The sequence below is a fragment of the Streptomyces sp. NPDC048496 genome (genome assembly GCF_043200055.1).
Taxonomy (GTDB): domain Bacteria; phylum Actinomycetota; class Actinomycetes; order Streptomycetales; family Streptomycetaceae; genus Streptomyces.
This window is the reverse complement of sequence record NZ_JBICXB010000002.1, coordinates 1-26,494: the sequence shown is the minus strand read 5'-3', so window position 1 is coordinate 26,494 and position 26,494 is coordinate 1. Positions and strand designations below refer to the sequence as shown.

The following is a 26,494-nucleotide window of genomic DNA, read 5'->3' as shown; positions in this document are numbered from 1 at the left end:
GCCGGCCGGAGTCAGTACGGGGGTATCGGCCGATCCGCGGATCGGCCGATCAGCGGTACGAAGCCCTGGTGCGGATGCGGGCGACGCCGAACAGCACGAGCAGCGTCGTTCCCATCAGGACCACGGCGACGGCCGCTCCGGTGAACAGCGAGCCACGGTCGGTCGCCGAGAAGATCTGCACCGGAAGCGGTGTCCAGTCGGGCGGGTAGAGCATCATCGTGGCGCTCAACTCACCCATGGACAGGGCGAAGCAGAGCCCTGCGGCCGCTGTGAGGGCGGGCAGCAGGAGCGGCAGTCTGATCCGCCACAGGACATAGGACGGGCGGGCGCCGAGACTGGCTGCCGCCTGTTCGTACATCGGGTCAAGACGCACTATTGCGGCTGAAACCGACTGATAGGCAAACGCTGTGACAAGAATGGTGTGCGCCAGGATCACGATCCAGCGTGTTCCGTTGAGCAGCATCGGCGGCTTGCTGAACGCGACGAGCACGGAGAGACCGACGACGACGGACGGCACGGCGACCGGCAGCATGAACAGCCCGTCCAGGAAGCGGCGTCCGCGCCTTCGCAGCGAGGCGGCGGCGAGCGCGGCCCAGGTGCCCACGGTGAGGGCGAGCAGGCTGGCGCTGACGGCGGTGATCAGGCTGGTGGTGAGGGCCTGGAGCGATTCGCCGCTGGTGGCGGCCCTGTAGTGCTCGGTGGTCGGCCCCGACGGGAAGGCGCCGGACCAGTTGGTGGTGAACGACGCGGCGACGATCACCAGCAACGGCACCGCGAACAGCGGGACGAAGAGCAGGAAGAACACGGCCCAGGTGGCCCACTTCCCGGTACGGCTATGCACCAACACGGCGGCTCACCATCCGATACAGGCTGTAGAGACCGACGGAGATCGCGATGTTGACGACGGCGACGACGCAGGCGGCCGGGTAGTCGGACTCCAGGATCGCTTTGCCGTAGACCAGCATCGGCAGGGTCGTGACGCCTTTCGCGCCGGTGAACAGCACGATGCCGAACTCGTTGAGGCACATCACGAGGACGAGGGAGCCGCCCGCGGCGAGCGCCGGGAGCGCCTCCGGGAGGATCACCTGCCGCACGATCCGGGCCGGCCTCGCGCCCAGGGAGGACGCCACCTCCAGTTGTGCGGTGTCGAGCTGGGAGAACGCGGCGAGCAGCGGCCGCATCACGAACGGGGTGAAGTACGTGATCTCGGCGAGGAGAACACCCCACGGGGTGGTGAGGAAGTGGAAGGGCCCGTCCGCCGCCCCGGTGACATCCGTCCAGACGCCGTTGGCCATGCCGACGGTGCCGTAGATGAACAGCAGGGCGAGCGTGATCAGGAAGGACGGGAAGGAGAGGAAGACGTCGATGAACTTGGCGACCGCCCGGCCGCCGGGAAACGGCACGAAGGCGATCACCAGCGCGAGGACGAAGCCCAGCACCAGACAGCCGGCCGTCGAGCCGACGGCGAGCCAGACGGTGGTGGTCAGTGCCGAGCGGAACGACGCGGAGGCGAAGACGTCGCTGTACGGGGCGAGCGAGGTGCCGCCCGCGTCCGGGCTGACGGACTGCTGGACGACGAGGGCCAGCGGGTAGAGGAAGACGAGGGCGAGGACGGCGACGGGCGGGAGCGCCCAGACGAGATTGCTGGGGCCCGTCGAGGGGGTCCCTCCCATGCCCTTGGGGCTATGGGGGAGATTGAGGACAGGGCGGCTGCCGGACGCACCCGAGGACACGTCTCCGGCTACGGCGCTAGCCATGAACCCCTCCCCCGAAGCCGGCGCCCGCCGGCAGCAGCACCGCGTCCTCGGCGGCGAAGTGCACGGTGACCTTGTCGCCGAGCACCGGGGTCTCGCGCAGCTCGGGCAGGTCGGCCTTGATCCGGTGGCCGTGAATGTCGACGTACAGCCGGTGGGTGGAGCCGCGCCACTGGACCTCGGCGAGAGTGCCGGTCAGCGCGTTGGGGCCGTCGCCGAGTCCGACCAGGTGGGGCCGGACGCAGAGGGTCGCGGTGACGCCGCCCGCCACCTCGCCGGTCGGTACGGCGAGTGCGTGCCCGGCGAAGTCCACGGCGCCGGTGGTGCCTGCGACGGTGACCGGCAGCAGGTTGGCGTTGCCGACGAACGACGCGGTGAACTCCGTACGCGGGCGGCGGTACAGCTCCTGCGGGGTGCCGCAGTCCTGGAGCCGCGCCTTGTCCATGACCGCGATCCGGTCGGCGAGGGTCAGCGCCTCGACCTGGTCGTGCGTGACGTACAGGATGGAGACGTCCGGCAACTCCCGGTGCAGCCGCGCCAGTTCGGCGAGCATCCCGGAGCGCAGCTGGGCGTCGAGCGCGGAGAGCGGTTCGTCGAGCAGGAGCACGCCGGGGCGGATGGCGAGCGCGCGGGCGATGGCGACGCGCTGCTGCTGTCCGCCGGAGAGCTCGCGCGGGTAGCGCGTGGCGTACGCGGTCATGCCGACGAGTTCGAGGGCTTCGGCGACCCGCTCGGGGATCTCCGCCTTCGCGACCTTGCGGGCCTTGAGGCCGAAGGCGACGTTGTCCCGGACCCGCATGTGCGGGAACAGGGCGTACTGCTGGACGACCATGCCGATGCCGCGCTTGTGCGGCGGCAGGCCGGTGACGTCCCGGTCGCCGAGCCGGACCCGCCCGGAGACGGGCTGGACGAAGCCGGCGACGGCCCGCAGGGCCGTGGTCTTGCCGGACCCGGAGGGCCCGAGCAGGGCCATGACCTCGCCGGGTTCCACTGTCAGGTCGAGCCGGTCGAGGACGATGTTCCCGCCGTACGCGACGCTGACCTGGTCGAACCGGATGCCGCTGCCCGCGGTGTCCCCGCCGGTCATGCTTCCGCCCGGGCGATGAGGTCCGGCAGCTCGGCGACCGAGCCGAGTACGTGCGTGGCGCCGTTGCGCCGCAGCTGTTCCTTGTCGTGTGCGCCGGTCAGCACGCCGGCGACGATCCCGGCTCCGGAGCGTACGCCACTGAGCATGTCGTACGAGGTGTCCCCCGCGACAACGATCTGCTGGACGCCGTCCACGGCCCCGGTGCGCAGGAACGCGGCGAGGACCATGTCCGGGTAGGGGCGTCCGCGGCCGCCCGCGTCGGCCGGGCAGAGGGTCAGGGCGACCAGGTCCTGCCAGCCGAGCGCGGTGAGGATCGCGTCCTGGGTGGTGCGGGCGAAACCGGTGGACAGGACCACGGTCCGCCCTTCGCCCGTGAGCCGCTCGATGGCTGCGCGGGCACCCGGGACCGGCGCGATGCGGCCGCCGTCGACCAGTTCCCCGTAGGCCTCCTCGAAGGCGAGGTTGGCCCGCTGGGCCTTGCTCTCGTCGCCGAAGAGGTACCGGAAGACGGAGATCTTGGACTTGCCCATGGTGGCGCGCACGTAGGCGAGCTTCTCGGCGTGGTCGGCGGAGCCGGGCGTCACGCCGAGGCGCCGGGCGGCGGCGCCGAAGGCCTGCTCGACGAGACCGCCGTCGGCGACGGTGGTCCCGGCCATGTCGAGGACGACGAGATTCAGCTTGTCGGTGTTGCTCAACTTCTTCACCAGCCCAGTTCGTTGGCGGTTGTTTCGGCGATGGCGGGCGAGCAGGTCATGCCGCGGCCGCCCGGCCCGGTGACCAGCCAGACGCCGTCCCGCACCTGCTGGCGGTGGACGACCCGGCTGGTGTCGGTGCACTGGGCGTAGACCCCGGCCCAGCGGTGGCGGATCCTCGGCAGCGGGCGGCCGAGGAAGGACTCGACGACCCGGGTGAGGTGCTCGTACGGCTCCTCGACGACGTCGAACGCGAACGGGTGCTCGTACTCGTGGGTGTCGCCGATGGTCAGTCCGCCGTCCCGGCGCTGCACCATCAGCAGTTGCATCCCGTGCTCGGCCGCGGTCGGCGCCTGGGCCTGGCCGGCGTTGAGGGCGTCGAGCGCCTCGCTCCGGTACGCCGGGTAGTAACGGAAACTGTCGGCGTCGGCGACGGACGTGGTGAGCGTTTCGCCCAGCGGATCGGTCTGCATCATCTGGAGGCGGACGCGGCGGACGGGCAGCTCGGGTCCGGCCAGCTCGCGGACGAGGCCGCCGAGCCAGGCGCCGGTGCACAGGATGACGGCGTCACCGGTGTGCACGTCGCCGTGGTCGTCGCGGACGGAGGCGGTACCGACGACCTCGCGGACCTCGCGGCCGCCGAGGAACGTGTACCGGCCGGACGCCATCAGCTTCTGCTTCAGCGCCAGTTGCGCAGTGCGCGGCTCGACGGCGGCGTCCCGCTCGCACCACAGGGCGGCGACGAAGTCACCGCGGAGCGCGGGATTGATCGCGCGGGCCTCGTCGGCCGTCAGCAGCTTGTAGCCGCGGGCCGCGGCGTCGGGGCGGGCGACGGCCGCCTCGGCGACGGCGATCTCCAGCTCGGTGCGGAGCGGGGTCAGCGAACCACAGGGCCGGAAGCCCAGGCCGGGCACCTGCTCCCCGATGCCCTCCCACAGTTCGCGGGCGCGCAGCGCGGTCTCCAGCTCTTCGCCGCCGGCCCGGCCGCTGACCCATATCTGTCCGAAATTGCGGAGTGATGCTCCGCGCGCCTCGCTCTCGCGCTCGATCTGTACGACCTCGTGGCCGCGGTTGACTGCGTGCCAGGCGTGCATGGTTCCCACCACGCCGGCTCCTACGACGATGACTCTCACGACGGCAACGCTCCTGGCGGCGAATGACTCGCACGGATCGGCCGGGCGACGGGAGGGTGAACCAGGACCTAATGTTGGCCTAGACCCGTTACATTTTCGTGATCAATGCGCGTCGATTGCCGCGCGGTGTCGCTCAGCCCTGGCGGCCCAGGTGTGCGGTGAAGGAGAACCGGTCGCCGCGGAAGAGCGTGCGCACCCGCTCCAGCGGCTGCCCGCTCGCGTCCCGCGAGATGCGGTGGAGCAGCAGCATGGGCAGGGCGGGCGGCGTACCGATCAGCAGCGCCTCGCGCGGGGTGGCGAGCACGGTCTCGATCCGCTCGTCCGCGTCGCCGAAAGCGATCCCGAGCCGGTCGTGGAGGTAGGCGTAGAAGGACGAGTCGGGGTCGAACTCCGTGTCCAGGTCCGGTACGCGGGCGACGGAGACGTATGTGCTCTCCAGGCCGACCCGGTCGTCGTCGGCGAGCAGCACACGTTCCAGGTGCCAGACCGGTTCGCCCCGCTCGACGCCGGTCTCGGCGGCGAGTGCGGCGGGACAGGGGAACTGCTCCAGGCCGATGAGGTGGCGGCCCGGTGTCCGCCCCTGGCGGCGTACGCCCTCCGTGTAGCTCGCGAGGGAGAGCGGCTGCTCCAGTTTGGGCCCCGCGACGACGGTGCCGCGGCCCTGACGGGCGAGGCGGCCCTCCAGCAGGAGTTCGCGCAGCGCCTGCCGCACGGTCTCGCGCGACACCTCGTAGCGAACCGCGAGATCACGCTCGGTGGGCAGCATGCCGCCCTCACCCAACTCCTCTATGAGGACGGAGACATGGGCCTTCACGGCGTAGTACTTGGGGATACGGCCGTGCTCCGGGATGCCGGAACGGATCGGTGCGCCAGGTGCCTGGTCGTGCAGGTAGTCCACTTCCCGATGGTGGCAGACGGACATGAACGACGGTGAACGTTTCGGGGCCCGCAGGTCAACGACGGGTGCGGCGGAGCCGCCGCGTCCCTCTCAGGGCAGCCACACCGCCGGCCAGACAGAGCCCGGCGGCGAGACCCTCGGTCCAGATGACGGCCCCCGCTCCGGTCCTGGCGAGCTCGGGCGGGCCCTGCGGATCCCGGGCGGTGAGCGGCGCCTCTCCGGAGGCGCTGAGGCTGGGCGTGTCACCGGTTCCGCCGATGCCGTCGCCGCCGTCGACCCCACCCGCGTCACGGGTTCCACCGACACCACCACCGCCACCGACGACACCGACGCCGTCGACCCCACCCGCCTCGCCGGTACCCGGAGTGGCGCTGTCGAGCGGCGGTTCGGACAGCACGCCCCCGTCTCGGCTGATGCCGCCGACGTCACCCGTACCTCCCGTGTCTTCCTCACCGGTATCGCCACCACCGGTGTCGCCACCGTCGCCCTCGTCCTCGACCACGCCGAAGACGTAGTCGTCGGACTCACCGACCCAGTCCCCGTCGTCACCCGCCGGCGTCTTCTTGGCGCCGTCGTCACCCGCGGCCTGCTTGCGCTGGACGATCGCGGCCTTGGCGGTGATCCGATTGGGGTCGGTGTCGGAGGTGAACGCCATCCGGACCAGGACGGTGACGGTGCGCCCCGCAGGGACGGTGAAGCCGCCGAAGGTGTCGGCGCCGTCGCCGCCGAAGACGCCGATGTGCTCGTCGCGGTCGGTCGTCTCCCAGGTGACGCGGTGCGGGAGATCGTCGGGGCGGTCCGGGTCGGAGAACTCCAGCTGGATCTGGTCGGAGGTCAGCTTCCGGTCCTCGTCGGTGAGGACCAGAACCGGGTGGATGGAGTCGCAGGGCTTCGAGGTCGTATTGGTCAGATCCAGGAACCAGGTGCCGTATCCCCCGCCGGACCCATACGTCTGCGGGCCGCCGTGGATCCGGGTCGTGATCGGGAAGTCGACCGCCGTCGGGTCACCGCAGGTGGGCTGCTGGTCGGCGGTGACGGCGACGGGCACCGCAGCGGCGGCGGATGCGGCGGGCGCGCCGCCGAGCACGACGGCGGGGACGACGGACGCCGCGGCCAGTCCGAGGGCGACTCCGTGGCGCGGCCGGAGAGGAGGAGGCGTGGGAGGCATTGGGGGGACACCCTTTGCTGCTCGCGAAACGGCCGGATCGCCCCGTGCCCGGAGTTCACCGGTTGTGGGCGGCGACGCTGCCACACGCGCGCGACCCGGAGGGCGCCGACATGCCCGGGGGCCGCCCGGTCGGGTGACCCGAACCGCTCGAACAGCCCTACGCCCCGGCGCCGCCGAGTCGCCCGAACAGCGGGGCGAGGACGAGCTGGGCGGCCCCCTCGGCGACCGGCCGGTCCCCGCCCGCGGTCATGACGAGCGGCACGGCCGCACCGATGCCGTCACGCCGGACGCGCTCACCGATCACGGCCCGGACCCCACGGACGTACGTATCGGGGTCGGCGTCGACGGTGCGGCCGCCCAGCACCACCCGGTCGATGTCGAGCAGCCCGACAAGGTTGGCGGCGCCGGTCCCGAGTACCCGCGCGGCCTCCGCGGCATCGCCGCCCGAGACGGCGGCGAGGCAGAGCGCCTCGATACAGCCGCGCCCGCCGCAGCTGCACAGGGGCCCGTCCAGCAGCACGGTCTGATGCCCGAACTCACCGGCCCCGGTGCGAGCCCCGCGGTGCACGGCCCCACCGAGCACGAGCCCGGCACCGAGCCCGGTCCCGAGGTGCAGATACGCGAAGTCCCCCGGCCCGTCGGCCCGCAGGGCGAGCCCGAGAGCGGCGGCGTTGGTGTCCTTGTCGACGACGACGGGCAACCCGGTGCGCGCGGTGAGAGCGTCCCGGAGCGGAAACCCGTCCCACTGCGGAAACCCGGTGACGCGATGCAGCACACCCCCCCGGTGATCAAGCGGCCCGGGCACGGCAACACCCAGCCCGAGCACGGTGGACGGCGGAGCCACGGGGGAGGCCGCGTGCGGTCCGGAGCCGGTCCCGTCGGGGGCGGTGGGCGCGGAGCCGCCCGGCCCCGCTTCCGCGGCCCCGCCCGAGCCCGACCCGCCCGGCCCGCCGAGCACCAGCCCCACCTGCCGCGCCGCGGCGGCGACCACCTCGCCCGCCGGTGCGCCGAAGTCCAGCGGCGCCCTGCGGCTCGCCACGACCGTGCCCGCGAGGTCGACCAGGACCACCGTCAGTTCGTCCCGGTCCAGGTGCAGCCCCACCGCGTGTCCCGCGTCCGGAACCAGGCGCAGCACCGTGCGCGGTTTGCCGCCCGTGGAGGCGCGGTGGCCCGCCTCCGTCGCCAGCCCTTCCGCCCGCAGCCGGGCGGTGATCTTGCTGACGGCCTGCGGGGTGAGCCCCGTCCGTTCCGCCAGCTCCAGCCGGCTGATCCCGCGCTCGCCCGCGACACGCAGCAGGTCCAGCACGAGCGCCGCGTTGTGGCTGCGCAGTGTCGGTAGGTTCGCCCCGGCGTTACTCCTGTTCACTGCCCCATTGTCTCCCTCGCTTGCACTTTGGCAACAGCGTTGCTTAAGTGGATTGCATGACTGGCATCACGACACCCGGCAGGCCCGGCTCCCCCCTTCGCGTCGGACTCGTCGGCTACGGCCTGGCGGGCTCCGTCTTCCACGCCCCGCTGATCGCCGCGACCGAGGGACTGGCCCTCGACACGGTCGTCACGTCGAACGAGGAGCGTCGGGCCCAGGTCCGCGCCGAGTTCCCGGACGTCCGGTTCGCCGCGTCGCCCGACGAGCTGTGGGCGCGCGCCGACGAGCTGGACCTGATCGTGATCGCCTCCCCCAACAGGACCCACGTCCCGATCGCGACCGCCGCGCTCGAAGCCGGTCTGCCGGTCGTCGTGGACAAGCCGATCGCCGGCACGGCCGCCGAGGCGCGCGAGCTCGCCGCGCTGGCGCAGGAGCGCGGGCTGCTGCTGTCCGTCTTCCAGAACCGCCGCTGGGACAACGATTTCCTGACGCTCTCCCAGCTGATCGCGGACGGCGAGCTCGGTGACGTACAGCGCTTCGAGTCCCGTTTCGAGCGGTGGCGCCCGCAGCTCAAGGGCGGCTGGCGCGAGTCCGGCGACCCGGAGGAGATCGGCGGGCTGCTGTACGACCTGGGCAGCCACGTCGTCGACCAGGCGCTCGTGCTGTTCGGCCCGGCGGTGCGGGTGTACGCGGAGTCCGATGTACGCCGACCCGGCGCCGTCACCGACGACGACACGTTCATCGCGATCACCCATGCGAACGGGGTCCGCTCGCATCTGTACGTCAGCGCCACCACCGCTCAGCTCGGGCCGCGCTTCCGCGTGCTCGGTTCGCGGGCCGGTTACGTGAAGTACGGTCTCGACCCGCAGGAGGCCGCCCTGCGTGAGGGCCACCGCCCGTCCGCCGCCGCTTCCGGCTGGGGCGAGGAGCCCGAGGCGCTGTGGGGCCGGACCGGTTCGGGCGAGTCGCCGCTGACCGGTGGCGGCATCCCGGTCCGCACCCTGCCGGGCGACTACCCGGCGTACTACGCGGCGGTCGCCGACGCGGTGCGCGGAAAGGGCGAGAATCCGGTGACGGCGCTGCAGGCCGCCGCGGCCCTGGACGTCCTGGAGGCCGCCCGCCGCTCGGCCCGCGAGGGCGTCACCGTAACCCTGTCCACCGCTTCCGAGGAGCAGCCCGCATGAACCCCACCGCTCCGACCATCTCCGAGCTCATCGCGCAGGAGCGCCGACTGACACTGCCGCATTTCAGTTACGACGACGCGTACGCGCTCGGCGGGCTGCTCGTCTCCATGGCCCGGGAGCGCCACGCGCCGGTCGCGATCGACATCCGGCGCGGTGCCCAGCAGCTGTTCCATGCCGCGCTGCCCGGTTCGAGCGCGGACAACGACGCGTGGATCGACCGCAAGCGCAAGGTCGTCGAGCGGTACGGCGAGAGCTCGTATCTGGTCGGGACCCGGTTCCGGGCGAAGGGGACGACGTTCGAGGACTCCTCGCGGCTGGACCCGGGCACGTACGCCGCGCACGGCGGTTCGTTCCCGATCGCGGTCGAGGGCGCGGGCGTGATCGGCTCGGTCACGGTGTCCGGGCTGCCGCAGGCGGAGGACCACGCGCTGGTCGTCGAGGCGCTGGAACAGTTCGCCACCACGATGTCCGACTGAGACGGCTGAGGCGACTGAGGCGACTGAGACGACGGAGGGGTGGCTCGCCGCACCAGCGACAACCACCCCTCCGACCTTTACGTGACGGCTACGCGTCCTTCAGCTCCTGCCGCTGCCGCCCCAGCCCCTCGATCTCCAGCTCGACGACATCCCCCGCCCGCAGATACGGCTTGGGATCCGGCTGCCCCATCGCCACGCCCGCGGGCGTACCGGTGTTGATGACATCGCCCGGGTACAGCGTCATGAACCGGCTGAGGTAGCGGACCACCTCGCCCACCGGGAAGATCTGGTCGGCGGTGGTGCCGTCCTGCTTCAGCTCGCCGTTGACCCAGAGCTTCAGCGGCAGCGCCTGCGGGTCGGCGACCTCGTCGGCCGTCACGAGCCACGGCCCCAGCGGGTTGAACGTCTCGCAGTTCTTTCCCTTGTCCCAGGTGCCGCCGCGCTCGATCTGGAACTCGCGCTCGGACACGTCGTGCGCGACCGCGTACCCGGCGACGTGGCCGAGCGCCTCCTCGGCGGAGTCCAGGTAACGGGCGGTGCGGCCGATGACGACGGCGAGCTCGACCTCCCAGTCGGTCTTGACGCTGCCGCGCGGCACCAGCACCGTGTCCTCGGGTCCGACGACGGTGTCCGGCGCCTTGAAGAAGAGGATCGGTTCGGCCGGAATCGCCGCTCCGGTCTCGGTGGCGTGGTCGTGGTAGTTCAGCCCGATGCACACGATCTTGCCGATGCGGGCGAGCGGCGGCCCGACCCGCAGCCCCTCGGCGTCGAGTGCGGGCAGCTCGCCGGGCGCGGCCGCGGCGGCCCGTACCCGCGCCAGCGCGGACTCGTCGGCGAGCAGGGTGCTGTCGATGTCGGTGACGATTCCCGACAGGTCACGCAGGGTTCCGTCCCGGTCCAGCAGCGCCGGCCGTTCCGCACCTGCCGTACCCACACGAAGCAGCTTCAACGGTCTTTCTCCCCTTGGTCGAGATCGGGCCCGTCGGATGGGTGGCGGCCATCGCAGGCCTGGCCGATCCTCCAAGACATCGGATCACTCTGCAAGGCCCTGTTCACCCACTGGACCGGCGCACTCGCCCCGCCGGTTACGGCCGGGGGAGGCCGTTACGCCACGGTGGCCACGGCGGCGCCCGCGGCCGGCATGTCGCGGTAGAGAACGGTGCGCTCGACCGCGGTCCAGGTGGTGCTCGTGACGATGTAGAGCGCGGCGGCGAGCGGCACGTACGCCACCGAGATGAGCGTGAAGAAGGACATCAGCGGCATCAGCTTCGTCATCGCGCCCATGCCCGGCACCGGCTGTCCGTCGGGACCGGTGGCGGGGGTGGCCGGGGCGGCCGCGAGCTGGCGCTTCGTACGGCGGTAGTTGAACGTGGCGACGACGGCGACGATCGCGAAGAGGCTGAGATAGACGACGCCCTGGGTGCCGAACGGTCCGCCGGCCGCGAGCGCGTCGTGCCAGTGCTCGCCGAGCGGGGCGCCGAAGAGATCGTGGCTGAGCAGTTCGTTGGAGTTGCCACCGATCGTCGGACTGGAGAAGACGTGATACAGCAGGAAGAAGGCGGGCATCTGCATGAGGCTGGGCAGGCAGCCGGACAGCGGCGAGACGTTCTCCTCCCGGTGCAGCTCCATGAGCGCCTTCTGCATGCGCTCGGGGTTCTTGGCGTGTTTCTTGCGCAACTCGGCGATCTGCGGCTGGAGCTTGGTGCGGGCCTTCTGCCCACGCGCCGCGGCCCGCGAGAGGGGGTGCACGGCGAGTCGCACGAGCGCGGTGAGGAGGACGATCGCGGCGGCGGTGGCCGCGCCCTGGAAGAGCGGGTGCAGCAGGTCGGCGAAGGAGCCGACCAGGGCGGCGAAAGCGGACATGATCGTGGGCATGAACGTGGACATGGGTGAGCCCTCCGGGGGTCTCGTCGTGCCGGGAGAAGGACGATCTGGCTCGGCATGACGACCCGCGTGGGGCATGCCCGAGCACACGTACTGGTGCTCGGGCGGAGAGGGTGCGAAGTCCCTACGCGGCCGTCAGGAGGGCACGGCCGGGGGCTCGGGGCCGCCTGCGCCCCTTGGCGTCGGGATCGCGCTGCGGCAGGAACGCGGTGCGTTTCTCGCGGTCGCGCATGGCGGTACGGACCCGGGTGCGGGGCACCGGGGCGGCGCAGCGGGCGCTCATGACCGAACAGGCGACGAGCGCGGAACCGGCGGCGGCGGTGGCGGCGAGCGCGACCGCCGCGGAGAGGCTGCCGCTTTCGGCGAGGAGGACCTCGGTGAGCAGGACGAGCAGGATTGCGACGGGCCGGGGCAGGCGGGCGATGCCACCGCGCAGGCGGTTGTCGATACTGCCGCTCATCGATCCCTCCCCCGCTCGGTCCGGTGGGCTCGCTTGTTCGGCCCTCCATTTTTTATACACGATGGCTCCGGGAGCCGGTCGGAGTCAGACGGTGGGCCTACCGCGCCCTGGCTCCCGTCAGCCTCCCCCACACGACGAGCCGGTACCGGGAGGTGAACTCGGGCGTGCACGTGGTCAGCGTCACGTAGGCACCGGGCTCGCTGTACCCGGCGTGGGGCCGCACATTGCTGCGTGGAACGGCGGCGATCACCCCGCTGTCCCGCGGCGACGTCCGGGACAGCGTCTTGTCGACGACGTACGTGTACACCCGCTCCCGGGTCTCGACGGTGATCCGGTCACCCCGGCGCAGCCGGTTGATGTACCGGAACGGTTCGCCGTGCGTGTTGCGGTGCCCGGCGAGCGCGAAGTTCCCGACGCCGCCGGGCTGCGCGGTGCGCGGGTAGTGCCCGACGTACCCCTTGTCGAGGACGCCGCTCTTGCTGATGCCCTGGGCGACGGGGGCGGTGAGCCCGAGGCGCGGGATGCGGATGACGGCGTACGCCTGATACCGGCGAGGCGCGCGCGCCGCAGCCGTCGTACGCCCAGCTCGCGCCACCACCACCCCGCGACACCGGGGCCGAGCCGTCGTCCCCGTCCCCGCCCTCCGAGGGCGCCACCGGCTGTCCGCCCCCGTCCGTGCCCCGGCCCCACTCCTGCTCCAGGGCCCGCACCTGATCCTCGGCTCCCGCCCGGGCCTGCCGATTGGTCCACCACAGCTGATGGACGACGAGAAGCAGCAGCACGACACCCAGGGTCATGACCGCCTCGGCGCCGGTCCACAGCGCACGGGCGGCGACGCGCCGCCCACGCGGGTTCCGATGCACCGCGACCGGTATCCGCTCCCTCACGGCCCGCACGATAAGGGCACGACCCGTAACTCACCAGGGCCGGATCAACCCTCCGCCCCGTAGCCGTACAGCAGTACGGTGTGGTTCATGCGCCCCGACACGCCTGCTGACCACATCGCCGAAGCCGAGCGCCTGCTGCGCACCGCGGCGCAGTACCCCGACGACCGGGAGCCGCTGCTCCTGCGCGCCGCGGCCCACCTGGAGCTCGCCGACCAGCGCCCCCGCGCCACCACCCTCTACGACGAACTGCTCGTCGCGGATCCCGCCGACCCGTACCTGATCAAGGCCCTCAAGGCAGCGAATCTCTGGGAATACGGTCACGAGGCCGAGGCCCGCGCGATCATCGACGGCCTCCGCGCGGCGGGACCGCGCGAAGCGGCCCCCTGGAGGATCGCGGCCGAGACCCTCGAATCGCACGACGAGCTGGAGTCGGCGCACGACTTCTTCTCGGCCGCGCTGACCCTGCTCCTGGCTCCGGGCGAGGAGGTCCCGTACGCCACGCAGTCCCTGCTGTTCGGCCGCCACCGCGTACGACGTCTGATGGGCCTCGGCCACGACGCCTGGGACGAGCTCGCCGACACCCTCCACAGCGCCACGGTCCCGCTGGACGAGCTCCACGACCCGAAGCGCCTGTGGGCGCTGGGCTCGTCCGACCCGGACGAGCTCCAGGCCGAGATCACCCGCCTCCGCGCGGAACTGGGCACCTACCGCACGGCGCTGTCCCGCCCGTTCCCGGTGGCGGTCCTGCACTGGACGGCGGCGGAACTCGACGAGCTCCTGACCGCGTACCCGGCCCTGCGCGCCGAGTACCCGTCCCACCCCGAGCACCTGACCCGCCTGGAAGCCTCTCTCCGAGACCTGCACGCGGCAGGGACCCCGAACCTCGGCATCGTCACCGGCACGGTTCCGTCGTACGAGGCCTTCGCCGCCTCGGAGGCCGCGTCGCCGTCCGACCCGGCCCTCCTCCCCCAGTACGCCACCACCCTCGCGGCCCGCGGCCGCGCGGTCCCGTGGCCGCCGGCCCGGAGCGCGGCGTGCTGGTGCGGGTCGGGGCGGGCGTACCGGGAGTGCCACGGGGCGGCGTGAACGACCGTGCCCCGCACGGGTTCGGCGTAACCCCGGGTCCGGCCCCGTCCCGGTCCGCATCGACAGCAGCCGGGGCGGGGCCATGCCGCAGGTCAGAACTTCCAGGCGGGGTCGTTCGCGATCTTCAGCATTGCGGTGGTGCCCAACTGCGGCTGTGACCGCGTGTTGCGTGTCCCCTTCGCGTCCGGACGGCCGGCCCACTGCTGAAGGGTCACCGTTCGGCCGTCCTTGCGCAGCACCCGGACGTACCAGGACGGCTGTCCGTCCCGGGGCAACCGCAGCGTGACGGCCTCCGCCCGTGCGCCGTCGGCGAGTTCGACCACCTGGCAGTTGCTCGCCGGGGCGGTGTCGCGCGGAGCCGGTGCGCCCGGCCGGGGTGCGACCTTCGGCATCGTGATGCTCGCGCAGAGCGGCACCTTCGGGCCCTTGGCCGTGTATTCCGCTCCGCCGACGAACTCCACCGGGCCGGTGCCGCTGTCCCACTGCACGCGGTAGGTCCGGCCGGGGAAGTCTCCCTCCCGGACGGTCGCCTTCCCCGGCGGGAGCAGCCTGACCAGAGTGCCGGCGAGCTGCTCGCTGCTCCACCGGGTCGTGTGCTCGGTTCCCGGCCCGAAGGCGTCGGGCCGCACGGTCTGCGGCGCCGCGCTGCCGGCCGCGGCGGGCACCAGCGGGCCGACGAGCGGGTCGGCCGCGGCCGACGGGGTCGCACCCGGACCGGCGCCGGGCGTGACCAGCGCCAGGGCTGCCACCGCCGCCCCCGCGGTCAGGCCCGCTCCGGCAAGTGCTCCGCGGCGGCGGACACGGCTGCGCCGTCCGGCCGCGACCACCGTGTCCACGCTGGTCCGCAGAGGCGGCTCGTCACGAAGCCCGGCCTCCAGAAGGGTCTTGACATCGTGGTTGTTCATCGCAGTGCGACCTTCCTTCGAGTGGAATCGGCTGGAGGGGCGAACGCCCCGAACGTGTCGGAGTCGGCGTTTTCTCCCAGGAGGGAGCGCAGGCGGACCAGTGCCCGCGCGGTATGGCTCTTCACGGTGCCGGTGGAGCAGCCCATGGCCGCGGCGGTCGCGGCGATGTCCAGATCGGCCCAGTAGCGCAGCACCACCACCGCCCGCTGCCGCGGCGGCAGGACGGCCAGCGCGGCGCGTACCTGGAGCCCCAGTGCCGGGTCCTCACAGGGTTCGGCGCGGTCGGGCAGTACGCAGGAGGGCTGTTCGCGACGCCAGCGCCGCCGCATGTGGTCGACGCAGGCCCGGGTCAGTACGCGGTGGGCGTACGCCTCCAGGTTCCGTATCTGGCGCCGCCGCCCCCACACGGAGTACAGCTTCGCCAGTGCCGTCTGCGTGATGTCCTCGGCGTGGTGCCAGTCGCCGCACATCAGGTAGGCGGCGCGGCGCAGGTGCACCAGCCGCTCCCGGGCGAAGCTGCGGAATTCCTCCAGGTCACCGGTACGCAATGCGTGCCTCCGTTCGTCTCTGCCCCCTTCGACGGAGTGGACGGGGTGCGGGGATGTCACGGGCCGTCAGTTCTCTCCGAATATTTTTTCTGACGCCCATGGCCCCCGACGCCGAACTGCTGGTCGGCAAGGTGCTGGACGACAAAAGCGGCGCACGTCGCCGGCGCCGCCGCGCTGCTCGCCCAGGCCCACCCGGACTGGAAGGGGCCGCAGCTCAAGGCCGCACTGACCTCCTCGGCGAAGCCGATCGCCGGGCAGGGAGCCTACGAGCAGGGCGCCGGACGCCTGGACGTGGCGCGGGCCACCGCCCAGAGCGTGTTCGCCGCCGCCGAGGACCCCGGCGTGTACTTCACCGACCCGAAGGCCACCTAGCCGGTCACCCGCACCGTCACGTACCACAATGAGCATCGCCGAACCGGACTTTGCGCTGCCCGCGGCACGCACCGAGTACATGACCGTGCGCTGCCAGCAGCGCGAGACGTACTTCAGCCAACAGGTCGGCGAGGGTGGCGAGTTCGTGCCGCTGCCCGTCACCCAGACCGGCATCGTCTCGTGCACGGCCGGCAGCACCTGCGCCGACCGGTGGAACGCCTCGGTCATCGGCCCGGGCCTGGCGCCTGTCAAGAACGACGCGCCGTCGATCGGCCGCGCCAGTGACGGCACCATCAGCGCGGAACCGCAGCTGTTCAGCGATGCGGCCCCCAGGCACTACGGCGGCCCGATGCCCGACTGGCAGCAGGACACCGTGCACATCACCCTGGCGAAGGACGGGCAGAAGCTCGGCTCCAGCGACTCTCCCAGGGCCACCTTCGCCGTCCCCGAGGACGCGGCCACCTATCGGCTGACCGCCCGGGGCAACACACCTTCCACTCTCCGAGCCGCCCCGGCGGACCCTGACGCTGCCGGCGAATTCAGCCGGATCTCGGCGTGAGCGTGTGCTCACGCCGAGATCCGGCTGTTCCGCGCGCAACAGGCCCGGTTGGCCATCCGATATCGGCCGGCCTGTTCACGACCACGCGTGCTGGGCGGTGCGACGGGCAAAGCTTGCCGAGAGGGGCACTAGCTTTCGGGTCCCTCGGCCGGACGGACCGCGACCGCGTCGATCTCGAAGAGCATCCCGGGCAGCGCGAGCGAGGCGACCCCACTGAGCGTCTGGGCGGGCAGCCGGTCGGCCCAGGCGCCGTGCAACGCCTTGCCGAGGATCTCCAGCTTCTCCAGGTCATGGTCGACGATGTACGTGCCGAGCCGTACGACATGTTCGAAGCCAAGACCGACACCGGCGAGCGCGATGCGCAGGTTCCCGAAGGACCGCTCGACCTGTGCGGCAAAGTCGCCGGGCACGACCTGGCCGGTGTCGTCGGAGGCGTACTGCCCACCGATGAACACCAGCTCGCCGGGTGTGGAAGCGGCATGGCTGTAACCGAACGGGGTGGGGTCGTGCAGCCCGGCAGAGTTGGTGATGGTGCGGCTGTCGCTCATGTGGCGAGTCCTTCAAGTGTGGTGTTTCCACCCGGTGAAGCTCCCCCCAGCGGAGTGGACACTCGATCTCTGCGCTGCGAGGGCGTTGTCGTGACTCTACTTGAGGCGCTTCGTGCGGGTTTCGGCAGCCGAGCGTGGAGTGCAGCCGTCGGCGGTTGCAGTGCACTGCGACGAAGCGGAAGACGTCGGCCCGAGCCGATTCCCGGCCGTCCAGAAGGGGGTCGAATCCTTCAGCTGATATCGCCCTCGCGCCGGCCTGGATCGCACTGCCGATTCTGCTGATCGTCCGCCCCCGACCAGCCGGAATACCTAGCCTGGTTCGAGCGGCGACCCCTCCAACTCCCGGCAGGAGTTTCGTCAACAGGATTCCCCTCTGCCACACCTTTGCAATACCATCACATTTCAACTACCCATCTCAGGGCCACACCTCCGCACGCGAGTCTCAGCTCTGTGTGCGCGAGGACGTTCTTATGCCGCCTTATCAGCCGTCCGCCGACTGGCAGTTCGAGATCCCGACTTCCGGCAGCAAGCGGCTCCCGCCCGCTGCCCGCTACGTCGAATCGCTGACACACCAGGGCTACGGTTTCGAGGCGGCCATCGCGGATCTCGTCGACAACTCCGTCGACGCGGGCGCCCGCAACGTCGTGGTGAGCTTCCTTCGGGACGAGGACCGGCTCGTCAGCCTGCTCGTCATCGACGACGGATGCGGCATGAACGACGAGTCCCTGGACACCGCCATGACAGTCGGCGGCCGCGAGGTGTACTCCGAAACGGCACTCGGTCACTTCGGTGCGGGTCTCAAGGCCGCGTCCCTCTCCCATGCCGACTCACTCACCGTCATCAGCCGTACCAAGCGCAGCCCATCGACCGGCCGCCGCTGGCTGACGGTGCGCGCCCAGGCCGACTTCACCTGCGACGTCGTCGACCCCCGCTATTGCCAGGACCTCGTCGACCGCTACGACGGACTGATCGAATGGCACGGCACGATCGTCCGCTGGGACCGGGTCCGCGCCTTCGACACCGTCACCACCGGTCAGGCCGACCGTTTCCTCAACGACGCGATCGAGAAGCTGGAGACCCATCTCGGGCTCTATCTGCACCGCTTCCTCGCCCGCGAGGACTTCAACATCGACATCGTCGTCGAGGACGTGCGGACCAAGGAGGAGCTCGACCACCGCGGCGTCGAACCGCTCGACCCGTTCGGCTACCGGGTGCCGGGCCGAGCCGGCTACCCCCGTACGTACACCGCACCGATCGAGGGCGTCGGCGAGCTCGCCCTGACCGCGCACATCTGGCCGCCGAAGTCACCACTGGTCAGCTTCCGCGGCATCGGTCCGCTCGCCGAACGCCAGGGCTTCTACATCTACCGCAACGACCGGCTCGTCCAGGCGGGCGGCTGGAACAGCACCCGCAGCGCCGAGGGCCACCTCGCCCTGGCCCGGATCGCCGTCGACCTGCCGACCGAACCGAACGACGTCTTCAGCCTCACGGTGAAGAAGGACGGCGTGACGGTCACGCCCGCCTTCGCCCGCGGTCTCGAACAGGCCACCGACGACACGGGCCATACATTCGCCGCGTACCTCCAGGAAGCGGAGACGACGTATCGGGAGGCGGCCCGCCGCTCCACCGAACCGACCCGCAAGGCCGTCATCCCGGCCGGCAAGGGCCTGGACCCGAAGCTGAAGCGGGCCCTGCGGGACGAACTGCCGGAACTGGACGGCGAGGACCCGATCACCTTCCGCTGGGACACGCTGCCGTCGGAGGTCTTCTTCGAACTCGACCGGGAGGAGCGGGAGGTCAGGCTCAACAAGGAGTACCGGCTGGCCTTCAACGGAGGCCGCCGCGGCGGCCTGAACGACGCCCCGGTCGTCAAGAGCATGCTCTACCTCATGGTCAACGAGATCTTCCAGAAGGAACGGGTGCGGGCCGTCCACACCGACAACGTGGCGCTGTGGAACAGCGTCCTGGTGACCGCCGCGCGCTGCGAACTCTCCCGCTGACCCGCTGAAAAGAGCCCTTACGCCATGACCGACGCTGCCGATCACCTCTACAACCTGCACGGCGATGTCCTGGCCGCGATGCGCCGCGGCCCCAAGCCCTTCGCCAAGCTGACGTTCGTCCTGTCCGAGGCCGAGGAACCCGCCGACACCGACTTCGGGCACTTCCGGGACCGTATCGTCGCCGCGGGCCCCGGCGACGAACTCACCGCGCTCTGGCACCGCACACTGACCACCTGGGACCTCGCGGAACACGCGGACTGGTCGACCGCCGCCGCCCGCACCGACGAGCGCCGCGCGGACACCTACGCCTGCCTCGGCTTCGGACCCGACCTGCGCAAGGCACTGGACCAGGCGGTCCCGGTGTTCAAGGAGCCCGGCGCGACGGTCATCAGCAAGGACTTCACGTCCTGGTACTCGCGCGACGCCGCCGCCGCCCGCTCCTTCTACTGGAACTCGTACGAGCAACTCCTGCGCCGCAAGGGCTGGTCGGACGCGGCCGTCTCCAGCCTCGACGAGGCGAGCCACGCCGTGGTCGAGCGCCTCTCCGACCCCACCCGCACCGAGGCGTACGGCGCCCGCGGCCTGGTCGTGGGCTACGTCCAGTCGGGCAAGACCGCCAACTTCACCGGAGTCACGGCAAAAGCCATCGACGCCGGCTACCGCCTTGTCATCGTCCTCGGCGGCACCCTGAACCTCCTCCGGGGCCAGACCCAGCGCCGCCTGGACATGGAACTGATCGGCCAGGAGAACATCCTGCGCGGCGCCGACCCTTCGGACCTGGACGCCCTGGTCGGCATCGACTACCAGGACGACGAGGACTGGCCGGAGAAGTTCGTCAGCCACGGCCACCGACCGTTCAACATCGAGCGGCTCACCACTCGGGACAACGACTACCGCAGCCTTCTGCAGGGCATCCGCGCCCTGGAGATCGAAAAGCGCGAACCGCACCTCCCGCTGTACGTCCCCGAGAACCTGCATCGCGCGTCCGCCCGCGTCATGGTCGTCAAGAAGAACAAGTCCGTCCTGACGAACCTGGTCAAGGACCTCAAGAAGATCGGTCCGATCCTCCGCGAGATCCCCACCCTGATCATTGACGACGAGTCCGACCAGGCATCCGTGAACACGTCCGACCCGAAGAAGTGGGAGTCGTCCCAGACGCAGCGCACGGCCATCAACGGCCTGATCTCCCAGCTCCTGAGCTTGCTCCCGCGTGCCCAGTACGTCGGCTACACCGCCACCCCGTTCGCGAACGTCTTCATCGACCCGAGCGACGGCGAGGATATCTTCCCGCGCGACTTCCTCATCTCCCTGCCACGACCGGTCGGTTACATGGGCGTGCAGGACTTCCACGACCTGAACGGCGAGGGCGCGGCGGAGGAGACCCACGTACGCGGCATCTACGAGGACACGGGCGACCGCCTCCAGGAGGCGATGGACGCGTTTGCCCTCACGGGCGCCCTGAAGCTGTACCGCGCCGATCACGGGGTTCCAGCGGCCCCGTTCCGCCACCACACGATGCTGGTGCACGAGTCGGTGAAGATGGACGACCACGCGGATCTCGCCGAGCGCATCAAGACGATGTGGGACAACGCCGACTTCAAGTCCCGCCGTGGACACGCCCGGTTGGAGGCCTTGTTCGCCTCCGACTTCCAGAAGTACGCAGCCGATGGTCTTCCCACGCCCGATTCATACGACGCACTCAAGCCGTACATCTCCGCCACGCAGCAGCACGTGTCGTCGGGCGGGTCCCCCGTCATCGTCGTCAACGGCGACACGGACCGCTACTTCTCGCAGATCGACCTGGACTTCGACCGCACGCCGAACGTCTGGAAGATCCTGGTCGGCGGAACGAAGCTGTCCCGCGGTTTCACCGTCGAGGGCCTCACGGTCACCTACTACCGCCGCACCACCCGCCAGGCCGACACCCTGATGCAGATGGGCCGCTGGTTCGGCTTCCGCCCCGGCTATCGCGACCTGGTCCGCCTCTACATCGGCCGCGAGGAGCCGCTGACCAAGACGCAGACGGTCGACCTGTACGAGGCCTTCGAGGCGATCTGCCGCGACGAGGAAACCTTCCGCTCCCAACTGTCGCGCTACGCCGAACTGGTCGACGGCAAGCCGCACGTGACCCCAGCCCAGATCCCGCCGCTGGTGTCCCAGCACCTGCCGTGGATCAAGCCGAGCGGTCGCAACAAGATGTTCAACGCGGAGCTGGTGGAGATCCGGTCTCCGGGGCAGTGGGTCGAGCCGACGGCGTATCCGACGGAGGCCGCGGACCTGCGGCACAACACGGAGGTCTGGCTGCCCGCCCTTGAGTCGCTGAGGATGAACCCGGCCGTCTTCGTCACCCTCCCTGAAGGAGACCGGGGAAGCTACACCCGATACCCCGCGAAGACCGTGGTCCTCCCCCACAATCAGCTGCTGAACATCATGAGCAGCCTTACCTGGGGTCGCCCCGACCTCTTCGCGCCGCACCTCGCGTATCTCAAGGACCCCAGTGACACCGGGTGTGCCACCGACGACTGGCTCCTCGTTCTGCCGCAGACCTCCGGCCGTACAAGCGTGGAAGCACGGATCCTTGGATCTGATCCGCTCGCTCTTGTCCAGCGCAAACGCAGCGCCCGCGGCGTCTTCAACCGCATCTCCGGTATGGCGCACCGTCAGTCTGCGGAACGCATCGTCGGCCTGCATCCCCTGAGCGAGGACGATCCCTTCGCCACTCAGTTCCACAAGCCACAGCGGGGGGTCGTGCTGCTCTACCCGGTCATTGCTCCCGAGCTTGGCCCACTGGCCGATGTCGTGTCAGGCGGTCATATCGATCCGGCCAAGGTCGTGTTGGCCGCAGCCTTCATCCCGGCCGCCAGCCCAACAACCAAGCAGGTACCCTTCGTTCGTTTCCGCACCATCGACTCATCGCGCGATGGGGAGGCGATCGTCAGCGCCCCTTGATGTCGATCTGCGCGGCAGGGATTCGGACCAGAGAGCGGGAGCTTGCGAGTGGGACGACTTGTTCTTCAAAAGCCCGGGGAAATCTGCACGAACGCGGATACGGCTCCAGAACACCTACTTCGCATGCCAGAGGATGACCTCGGCCTGCAGGCCGTGCGGGGCTGGTTCAGCGACCAGCCCATTGGGCAGCTCTACACCGAGGCGATCCGTAACTCGATCGACTATGTCCTTGATGGCGGCAGAACAGGCCGGTTTGATCTGCTGTCGCCCGACGTGCATCCAGGCGAGCGGGCCTCCGTTGGCGCAAAGCTGGAGTATGAGGTTCTGCGGATCTTCAACCTGCCGAAGACCAAGCCTCTGGATACGCTGATCGCCGGCGCCCCGGTGGACATCAAGGCGACGGTCGGGGACAACTGGGCTATTCCAACAGAAGCACACTGCCAACTGTGTATCTGCACCCAGATTCAGCTGAAGAAGAATCGCCATAGATCCTGGCTCGTCCGGGCGCATCGGTCTTGGCTGTACCGAGGCAAGGGCAATAAGGACGGCAAACGCGGACTGGCTGTTGACGCTCGCACCAATTGGAGCGTCCCGCTTTACGACTGGGAAGACCTGCCCATCAACCCTCTGCGGTACTTGTCTGAAGAACAAGCTGCCCAGGTTCTGGCGAAGAAGCCGGGACAGGTGAAGCGACTGCTGATGATGTTCCGATTCCTGGAGGGTCGCATCATTCCCCGGAACGTCATCCTCACTGTTGGAGCGGGCAAGGACGACCCTATGCGCCGAGCCCGGCAAGCCCGGGATGCGGCAGCCAAGGAAGGTCTGACACTTCTGTGCGGCGACTGGGTTGAATCCCGCGAACAGGCTGCGGCACAAAGCATCGCCCTCGGCGCTGGCGAGTGGATTGCGCTGCGGAATGGTGTCGCAAGCTCGGTCAGCTAGACCGTCGCCATCCACGTGCCACACTGCAGATAACGCACCAGATGCCAAGGTTGGATATCAGTGCCTGAACCCGAAGCCTGGACGCCGCCTGAAGGATCCTGGGCATCCTCAGCCGCGCGGCGGAAGAACATGCAGGCCATCCGGAGCCGCGACACGAAGCCCGAACGGCTGATCCGTCGGCTCGTCCACGCCAGCGGACTCCGCTACCGAGTCGCGGCAAAACCTCTGCCAGACCTTCGCCGGACGGCCGACATGGTCTTCCGCCCGGCCAAGGTCGCAGTGTTCATTGACGGCTGCTACTGGCATGGCTGTCCCGAGCACTACGTCCCACCCAAAACCAACCCTGGGTACTGGTCAGACAAGGTGGCACGGAACATGGCCCGAGACCGTGACACTGACCAGCGCCTCGCTGAGGCCGGCTGGTTGGTACTGCGCTTCTGGGAGCATCAGGACTCAGACACCTGCGCGCTCACGATCGTCAGTGCTGTCCGCGAGCGACGGCACGCTCTGGCCCGGTAGCAGATCCCGCGTCTCCGCCTTGCGCTGCTTGTCGCGTTTGTGGGCGGCGTGCAGTACAGCAGCGATCGCCCTCCCCACCGCCTCAGCGACAGGCGGGGGAAATGCGTTTCCCACCTGCCGGTACTGGGCAGTTTTACCTCCACTGAACTTCCAATTTTGCGGAAACCCTTGAATAATTGCTGCTTGTTCGACCGTCAGCATAGGGCCATCCGGACGGAAGAGGTCACGTCCTCGACTACCCTTTTTCTCGCTGTTTTCGTAGTCGTTAGCGACACCCAAGCCGGACACACCCAACTGCTTCCAAGACGCCTTTGCGCGACTCGGCCCCAGGTCAGCCCCGCCGTGCTTCTTTGAGCCGCCGACGAGTGTAGGCGCGATGCCGCCATCCCTCTTATCCGCAGCAGCCTTGGATGCCTTGTCTTTCCAATCATCGAGGCACTTCCGCGCCTCGGCTGCAATGTCTCCACCCATTTTCAGGTACGGCTGATACCTGGCCTCCATAGAGTCGTTGAGTGCCTCGAAAACGCTCTTCGGGGCGGCTGTCGCAGTGGGCCACACGAATTCGAGATCACCGAGTACATCCTTACGGATAGCCACAAGAACAGCTCGCGGACGCAACTGAGGCACACCAAAGTCACTGGCCTCTAGAACCTCCCACTTGCACACTTTGTATCCGAGGCCCTTGAAGTCTTCCTCCATACCCGTCTCGGGCCGCCTAGCTCGGCCGCCCTGAAGCCTCGCTTCGATGTAGGTACGATATTCCTCGAACTTCGCGTCTTTAATCCCTCGAACATTTTCAATCATCACTGCTTTAGGGTGAAGCTCATCAACGAGCTCTAGCATCCTAGGGAAGAGATCTCGCTCGTCATCCTTCCCCAGCTGCTTGCCGGCATGCGAAAAAGGCGGGCACGGAACACCCCCTGCAAGCAAGTCAAGCTTGCTACGCAAGAGAGGGCCACCGAGGAACCTGGACGGCTTCTCCAATCCCGCTTCAGGGTATTTCTCACTAGGCAGCGGACGGAATTCATTGACATCATCATTAATTACGTCACAATGCTCCCGCTCCCAGCTCCACCCGTCGAGAGCATCAATGTTATTCGTCAGGGTAGTCGCGGCATGCTCATCAATTTCAACAAGTGCAAGGTGCTTAAAACCGGCCGCATGGAGACCGATGGCTTGCCCCCCGGCACCCGCGCAAATCTCGATCGAGGTCAACACGTGCCCCTCGCTCAAGGTCGGCGTGTAGTCGCTGAGCGTCATCGGCTCCTCCTGGCGTGGCTGATACAGACACGCCAGTGTCGCATCTACCACCGACAACACTTACGACGCTCGCCCCATCCCACCCGGCCCAGTCAGCTTTCCAGCAGGTCTCGCAGCCCGTGCCGCATCTCGTCTCGCAACGCGGCCGGAAGCTGCCGGTACATGCCCCACGCCTGATCGATTGGCTTCAGAGGCCTGCCGTCTGCCTCCATCCATTCGAACAGCTCTTGCTTGCTCCGGCGAGGAAGCGCCTTCACCCGCTCCCAAACCTGCGCGGAGTCCATCTGGACGCCAGTCAGATTCCTGACCAGCTCATTGCACCGCGCGCACTCGGTGATCAGATTCTCGGCATGAGCACCGCTCCCCGACGCATGCGGGTTCACATGGCCAAGCGTGAGCCGGGCGTGCGAGTCAGGCTCTCCTGGGTACGCCTCGGCCGCACCAACCCCACACCGCCGGCACATGTGCCTGTCACGCTCGTACACATAGCGACGCGTCTTCGCGCTGATCTGGCGGAGTCCAGCCGCACGGTGCTCCCGCTCCCAGACCGGTGCCCCGACCTCCTCCAGATACAGCTGGTCCGGCTGCAGACTCGGCCTGTCCAGGTTCGTCCTGATTACCCAGCCCGCCGGACGAAGATCCCGCATGCGGCGATCCACCTGCTCAGCACCCGTGATGGCCGCTCGCAGCGCAACCTTCGAGAAGGTGCCGCCGACACCGACTTCATCCCGCAGCCACAGGGCCACACGCACTCGCGTGCCAAGCGTTGCATTACGCCAGTCCTGCTCCGATGACGGCACGATCCATCCACTTCCGTGCGAATGCACATGCGAGTAATGAGCGATTTGAGTGATGACGTTAGCTTGCCGCCATTTGCCGCGGCAAGTGGCGGCAAGCTGCACTTGACGACAACCGCCATAGGCAAGTCAGCGAGAGGACACCCAGATGATTCCGCCGAGCGACAGCCACCAGCCGCCCCCAGGCCTCACATGCGTCGAGATCTGTGCCGGCGCCGGTGGTCAGGCCTTGGGGCTGGAGCGTGCCGGATTCCAGCACACCGCCCTCGTTGAACTGGACGGCGATGCAGTACGAACGCTTCGCACGAATCGCCCGCACTGGAATGTCCTCCATAGCAACGTCCGCGGCCTCTCCGTTGCCAGGCTCTGGCCAGGTGGCACCGAACAAGAGGTAGCGCTCCTCGCAGCCGGCGTGCCGTGTCCTCCGTTCTCACTGGCAGGCCAGCAGCTGGGGGCGGCTGATGAACGAGATCTCTTTCCAGATGTGCTGGCGCTCGCTGCATGGCTGAAGCCGAGGGCTGTTCTGATTGAGAACGTCAAAGGAATCCTGCAGGCAAAGTTCGACGGCTACCGCGCGAGGGTGCTTCGGCGGCTCAAAGAGCTCGGGTACGCGACCAACTGGCAGCTTCTTCGCGCCTGCGACTTCGGAGTGCCGCAGCTGCGCCCACGGGCGGTTCTTGTCGCTATGCGGCCCGCTTCTTTTACGAAGTTCGCCTGGCCGACACCGACTACGTGCCCGGACACCGCCCCGTCAGTGGGCAGCGTGCTCTACCAGTCCATGGCCTCACAAGGCTGGGAACTCGCTCATGAATGGGCGGACGCCGCCACCCGCATCGCACCGACGCTCTGTGGCGGGTCCCGTAAGCACGGCGGAGCCGACCTTGGCCCGTCCCGGGCAAGGCAGGCATGGGCGGAACTGGGCGTCAACCTCGATTCGTCTGCGACCTGATGGGTCCCGCTGGTCCGGCGTCTTGCCCTGATTTGTCCGTCCGGCCGGTGCAGGGGCCTTCGCATGCGCTG

Annotated in this window: 25 protein-coding genes and 2 pseudogenes; 10 read left to right on the top strand and 17 right to left on the bottom strand. The window is 69.3% G+C overall.

Features of this window, described 5'->3' with window-relative positions; all coding sequences use genetic code 11:
• Nucleotides 1-49: 49 nt before the first annotated feature.
• The 8 genes from ACGFSA_RS02360 to ACGFSA_RS02325 form a co-directional block, all read right to left on the bottom strand.
• Nucleotides 50-847: an ABC transporter permease gene (locus ACGFSA_RS02360; RefSeq protein ID WP_393298484.1), complete on the bottom strand. Its 798-nt coding sequence runs from the start codon at nucleotides 845-847 to the stop codon at nucleotides 50-52.
• A complete protein-coding gene (locus tag ACGFSA_RS02355; protein WP_393299439.1) occupies nucleotides 834-1,673 on the bottom strand; it encodes a 2-aminoethylphosphonate ABC transporter permease subunit in 840 nt (279 codons plus the stop codon). Before ACGFSA_RS02355 ends, ACGFSA_RS02360 begins: the two co-directional genes overlap by 14 nt.
• Nucleotides 1,674-1,749: 76 nt before the next feature.
• Nucleotides 1,750-2,841 (bottom strand): ABC transporter ATP-binding protein, encoded by a 1,092-nt coding sequence (locus tag ACGFSA_RS02350; RefSeq protein ID WP_393298481.1) that lies wholly within the window; start codon nucleotides 2,839-2,841, stop codon nucleotides 1,750-1,752.
• Nucleotides 2,838-3,536 carry a phosphonatase-like hydrolase gene (locus ACGFSA_RS02345; protein WP_393298478.1) on the bottom strand — a complete coding sequence of 233 codons (699 nt, stop codon included), beginning with the start codon at nucleotides 3,534-3,536 and terminating at the stop codon, nucleotides 2,838-2,840. Before ACGFSA_RS02345 ends, ACGFSA_RS02350 begins: the two co-directional genes overlap by 4 nt.
• Before the next feature lie 5 nt (nucleotides 3,537-3,541).
• Nucleotides 3,542-4,666 carry a TIGR03364 family FAD-dependent oxidoreductase gene (locus tag ACGFSA_RS02340; RefSeq protein ID WP_393298475.1) on the bottom strand — a complete coding sequence of 375 codons (1,125 nt, stop codon included), beginning with the start codon at nucleotides 4,664-4,666 and terminating at the stop codon, nucleotides 3,542-3,544.
• A gap of 133 nt (nucleotides 4,667-4,799) precedes the next feature.
• Nucleotides 4,800-5,564 (bottom strand): GntR family transcriptional regulator, encoded by a 765-nt coding sequence (locus ACGFSA_RS02335; RefSeq protein ID WP_393298472.1) that lies wholly within the window; start codon nucleotides 5,562-5,564, stop codon nucleotides 4,800-4,802.
• Nucleotides 5,565-5,619: 55 nt separating this feature from the next.
• Nucleotides 5,620-6,732: a hypothetical protein gene (locus tag ACGFSA_RS02330; protein WP_393298469.1), complete on the bottom strand. Its 1,113-nt coding sequence runs from the start codon at nucleotides 6,730-6,732 to the stop codon at nucleotides 5,620-5,622.
• Nucleotides 6,733-6,889: 157 nt separating this feature from the next.
• Nucleotides 6,890-8,098: an ROK family protein gene (locus ACGFSA_RS02325; protein WP_393298466.1), complete on the bottom strand. Its 1,209-nt coding sequence runs from the start codon at nucleotides 8,096-8,098 to the stop codon at nucleotides 6,890-6,892.
• 56 nt (nucleotides 8,099-8,154) lie between these two features.
• Here ACGFSA_RS02325 and ACGFSA_RS02320 point away from each other — a divergent pair, with 56 nt between their 5' ends.
• Both ACGFSA_RS02320 and ACGFSA_RS02315 read left to right on the top strand, forming a co-directional pair.
• A complete protein-coding gene (locus ACGFSA_RS02320) occupies nucleotides 8,155-9,282 on the top strand; it encodes a Gfo/Idh/MocA family oxidoreductase (RefSeq protein WP_393298463.1) in 1,128 nt (375 codons plus the stop codon).
• On the top strand, nucleotides 9,279-9,758 hold the full coding sequence (locus tag ACGFSA_RS02315) for a heme-degrading domain-containing protein (RefSeq protein WP_393298460.1): 480 nt from the start codon (nucleotides 9,279-9,281) through the stop codon (nucleotides 9,756-9,758). The genes ACGFSA_RS02320 and ACGFSA_RS02315 overlap by 4 nt, the downstream gene beginning before the upstream one ends.
• A gap of 88 nt (nucleotides 9,759-9,846) precedes the next feature.
• Here the strand turns inward: ACGFSA_RS02315 and ACGFSA_RS02310 are convergent, their stop codons facing one another.
• From ACGFSA_RS02310 to ACGFSA_RS02295, 4 genes and pseudogenes are all read right to left on the bottom strand, one after another.
• Nucleotides 9,847-10,707 (bottom strand): fumarylacetoacetate hydrolase family protein, encoded by an 861-nt coding sequence (locus ACGFSA_RS02310; RefSeq protein ID WP_393298457.1) that lies wholly within the window; start codon nucleotides 10,705-10,707, stop codon nucleotides 9,847-9,849.
• Nucleotides 10,708-10,862: 155 nt separating this feature from the next.
• Nucleotides 10,863-11,633, bottom strand: a complete 771-nt coding sequence (locus ACGFSA_RS02305; protein ID WP_393299436.1) for a YidC/Oxa1 family membrane protein insertase — start codon at nucleotides 11,631-11,633, stop codon at nucleotides 10,863-10,865.
• 133 nt (nucleotides 11,634-11,766) lie between these two features.
• A complete protein-coding gene (locus ACGFSA_RS02300; protein WP_393298454.1) occupies nucleotides 11,767-12,102 on the bottom strand; it encodes a DUF6412 domain-containing protein in 336 nt (111 codons plus the stop codon).
• A 97-nt stretch (nucleotides 12,103-12,199) separates the two neighbouring features.
• Nucleotides 12,200-12,899: pseudogene (locus tag ACGFSA_RS02295) on the bottom strand (class E sortase).
• Between the two features lie 177 nt (nucleotides 12,900-13,076).
• Here ACGFSA_RS02295 and ACGFSA_RS02290 point away from each other — a divergent pair.
• Nucleotides 13,077-14,075 carry an SEC-C metal-binding domain-containing protein gene (locus ACGFSA_RS02290; RefSeq protein WP_393298451.1) on the top strand — a complete coding sequence of 333 codons (999 nt, stop codon included), beginning with the start codon at nucleotides 13,077-13,079 and terminating at the stop codon, nucleotides 14,073-14,075.
• 92 nt (nucleotides 14,076-14,167) lie between these two features.
• On the opposite strand, the gene ACGFSA_RS02285 is transcribed toward ACGFSA_RS02290, so the two are convergent.
• Nucleotides 14,168-14,980 carry a hypothetical protein gene (locus tag ACGFSA_RS02285; protein ID WP_393298448.1) on the bottom strand — a complete coding sequence of 271 codons (813 nt, stop codon included), beginning with the start codon at nucleotides 14,978-14,980 and terminating at the stop codon, nucleotides 14,168-14,170.
• The gene (locus ACGFSA_RS02280) at nucleotides 14,977-15,528 is read right to left on the bottom strand and encodes a SigE family RNA polymerase sigma factor (protein WP_393298445.1); all 552 of its coding nucleotides are present in this window, start codon (nucleotides 15,526-15,528) and stop codon (nucleotides 14,977-14,979) included. The genes ACGFSA_RS02285 and ACGFSA_RS02280 overlap by 4 nt, the downstream gene beginning before the upstream one ends.
• Before the next feature lie 159 nt (nucleotides 15,529-15,687).
• Between ACGFSA_RS02280 and ACGFSA_RS02275 the strand changes: the two are divergent.
• Nucleotides 15,688-15,900: pseudogene (locus ACGFSA_RS02275) on the top strand (hypothetical protein); the annotation flags it as partial.
• Between the two features lie 28 nt (nucleotides 15,901-15,928).
• Entirely contained in the window at nucleotides 15,929-16,459 is a 531-nt protein-coding gene (locus ACGFSA_RS02270; protein ID WP_393298442.1) for a hypothetical protein, read from the top strand.
• A gap of 128 nt (nucleotides 16,460-16,587) precedes the next feature.
• Here the strand turns inward: ACGFSA_RS02270 and ACGFSA_RS02265 are convergent, their stop codons facing one another.
• A complete protein-coding gene (locus ACGFSA_RS02265) occupies nucleotides 16,588-17,007 on the bottom strand; it encodes a RidA family protein (protein WP_393298439.1) in 420 nt (139 codons plus the stop codon).
• Between the two features lie 470 nt (nucleotides 17,008-17,477).
• On the opposite strand from ACGFSA_RS02265, the gene ACGFSA_RS02260 reads away from it, so the two are divergent.
• The 4 genes from ACGFSA_RS02260 to ACGFSA_RS02245 all read left to right on the top strand — a co-directional run bounded on the left by ACGFSA_RS02260 (nucleotide 17,478) and on the right by ACGFSA_RS02245 (nucleotide 23,417).
• The gene (locus tag ACGFSA_RS02260; protein WP_393298436.1) at nucleotides 17,478-19,007 is read left to right on the top strand and encodes an ATP-binding protein; all 1,530 of its coding nucleotides are present in this window, start codon (nucleotides 17,478-17,480) and stop codon (nucleotides 19,005-19,007) included.
• A 24-nt stretch (nucleotides 19,008-19,031) separates the two neighbouring features.
• Nucleotides 19,032-21,956 (top strand): Z1 domain-containing protein, encoded by a 2,925-nt coding sequence (locus tag ACGFSA_RS02255; RefSeq protein WP_393298433.1) that lies wholly within the window; start codon nucleotides 19,032-19,034, stop codon nucleotides 21,954-21,956.
• A 123-nt stretch (nucleotides 21,957-22,079) separates the two neighbouring features.
• Complete coding sequence (locus ACGFSA_RS02250; protein WP_393298430.1) at nucleotides 22,080-22,898, top strand: NaeI family type II restriction endonuclease; 819 nt, start codon at nucleotides 22,080-22,082, stop codon at nucleotides 22,896-22,898.
• 60 nt (nucleotides 22,899-22,958) lie between these two features.
• Nucleotides 22,959-23,417 (top strand): very short patch repair endonuclease, encoded by a 459-nt coding sequence (locus ACGFSA_RS02245; protein WP_393298428.1) that lies wholly within the window; start codon nucleotides 22,959-22,961, stop codon nucleotides 23,415-23,417.
• Here ACGFSA_RS02245 and ACGFSA_RS02240 read toward each other — a convergent pair.
• Together ACGFSA_RS02240 and ACGFSA_RS02235 are read right to left on the bottom strand one after the other, a co-directional pair.
• On the bottom strand, nucleotides 23,352-24,677 hold the full coding sequence (locus ACGFSA_RS02240) for a DNA cytosine methyltransferase (protein WP_393298426.1): 1,326 nt from the start codon (nucleotides 24,675-24,677) through the stop codon (nucleotides 23,352-23,354). The two genes, ACGFSA_RS02245 and ACGFSA_RS02240, sit on opposite strands and share 66 nt — an antisense overlap.
• A gap of 92 nt (nucleotides 24,678-24,769) precedes the next feature.
• Nucleotides 24,770-25,579 carry an HNH endonuclease gene (locus ACGFSA_RS02235; protein ID WP_393298423.1) on the bottom strand — a complete coding sequence of 270 codons (810 nt, stop codon included), beginning with the start codon at nucleotides 25,577-25,579 and terminating at the stop codon, nucleotides 24,770-24,772.
• 43 nt (nucleotides 25,580-25,622) lie between these two features.
• Between ACGFSA_RS02235 and ACGFSA_RS02230 the strand changes: the two genes are divergently transcribed.
• Entirely contained in the window at nucleotides 25,623-26,423 is an 801-nt protein-coding gene (locus tag ACGFSA_RS02230) for a DNA cytosine methyltransferase (RefSeq protein ID WP_393298420.1), read from the top strand.
• The last annotated feature ends 71 nt before the right edge of the window (nucleotides 26,424-26,494 follow it).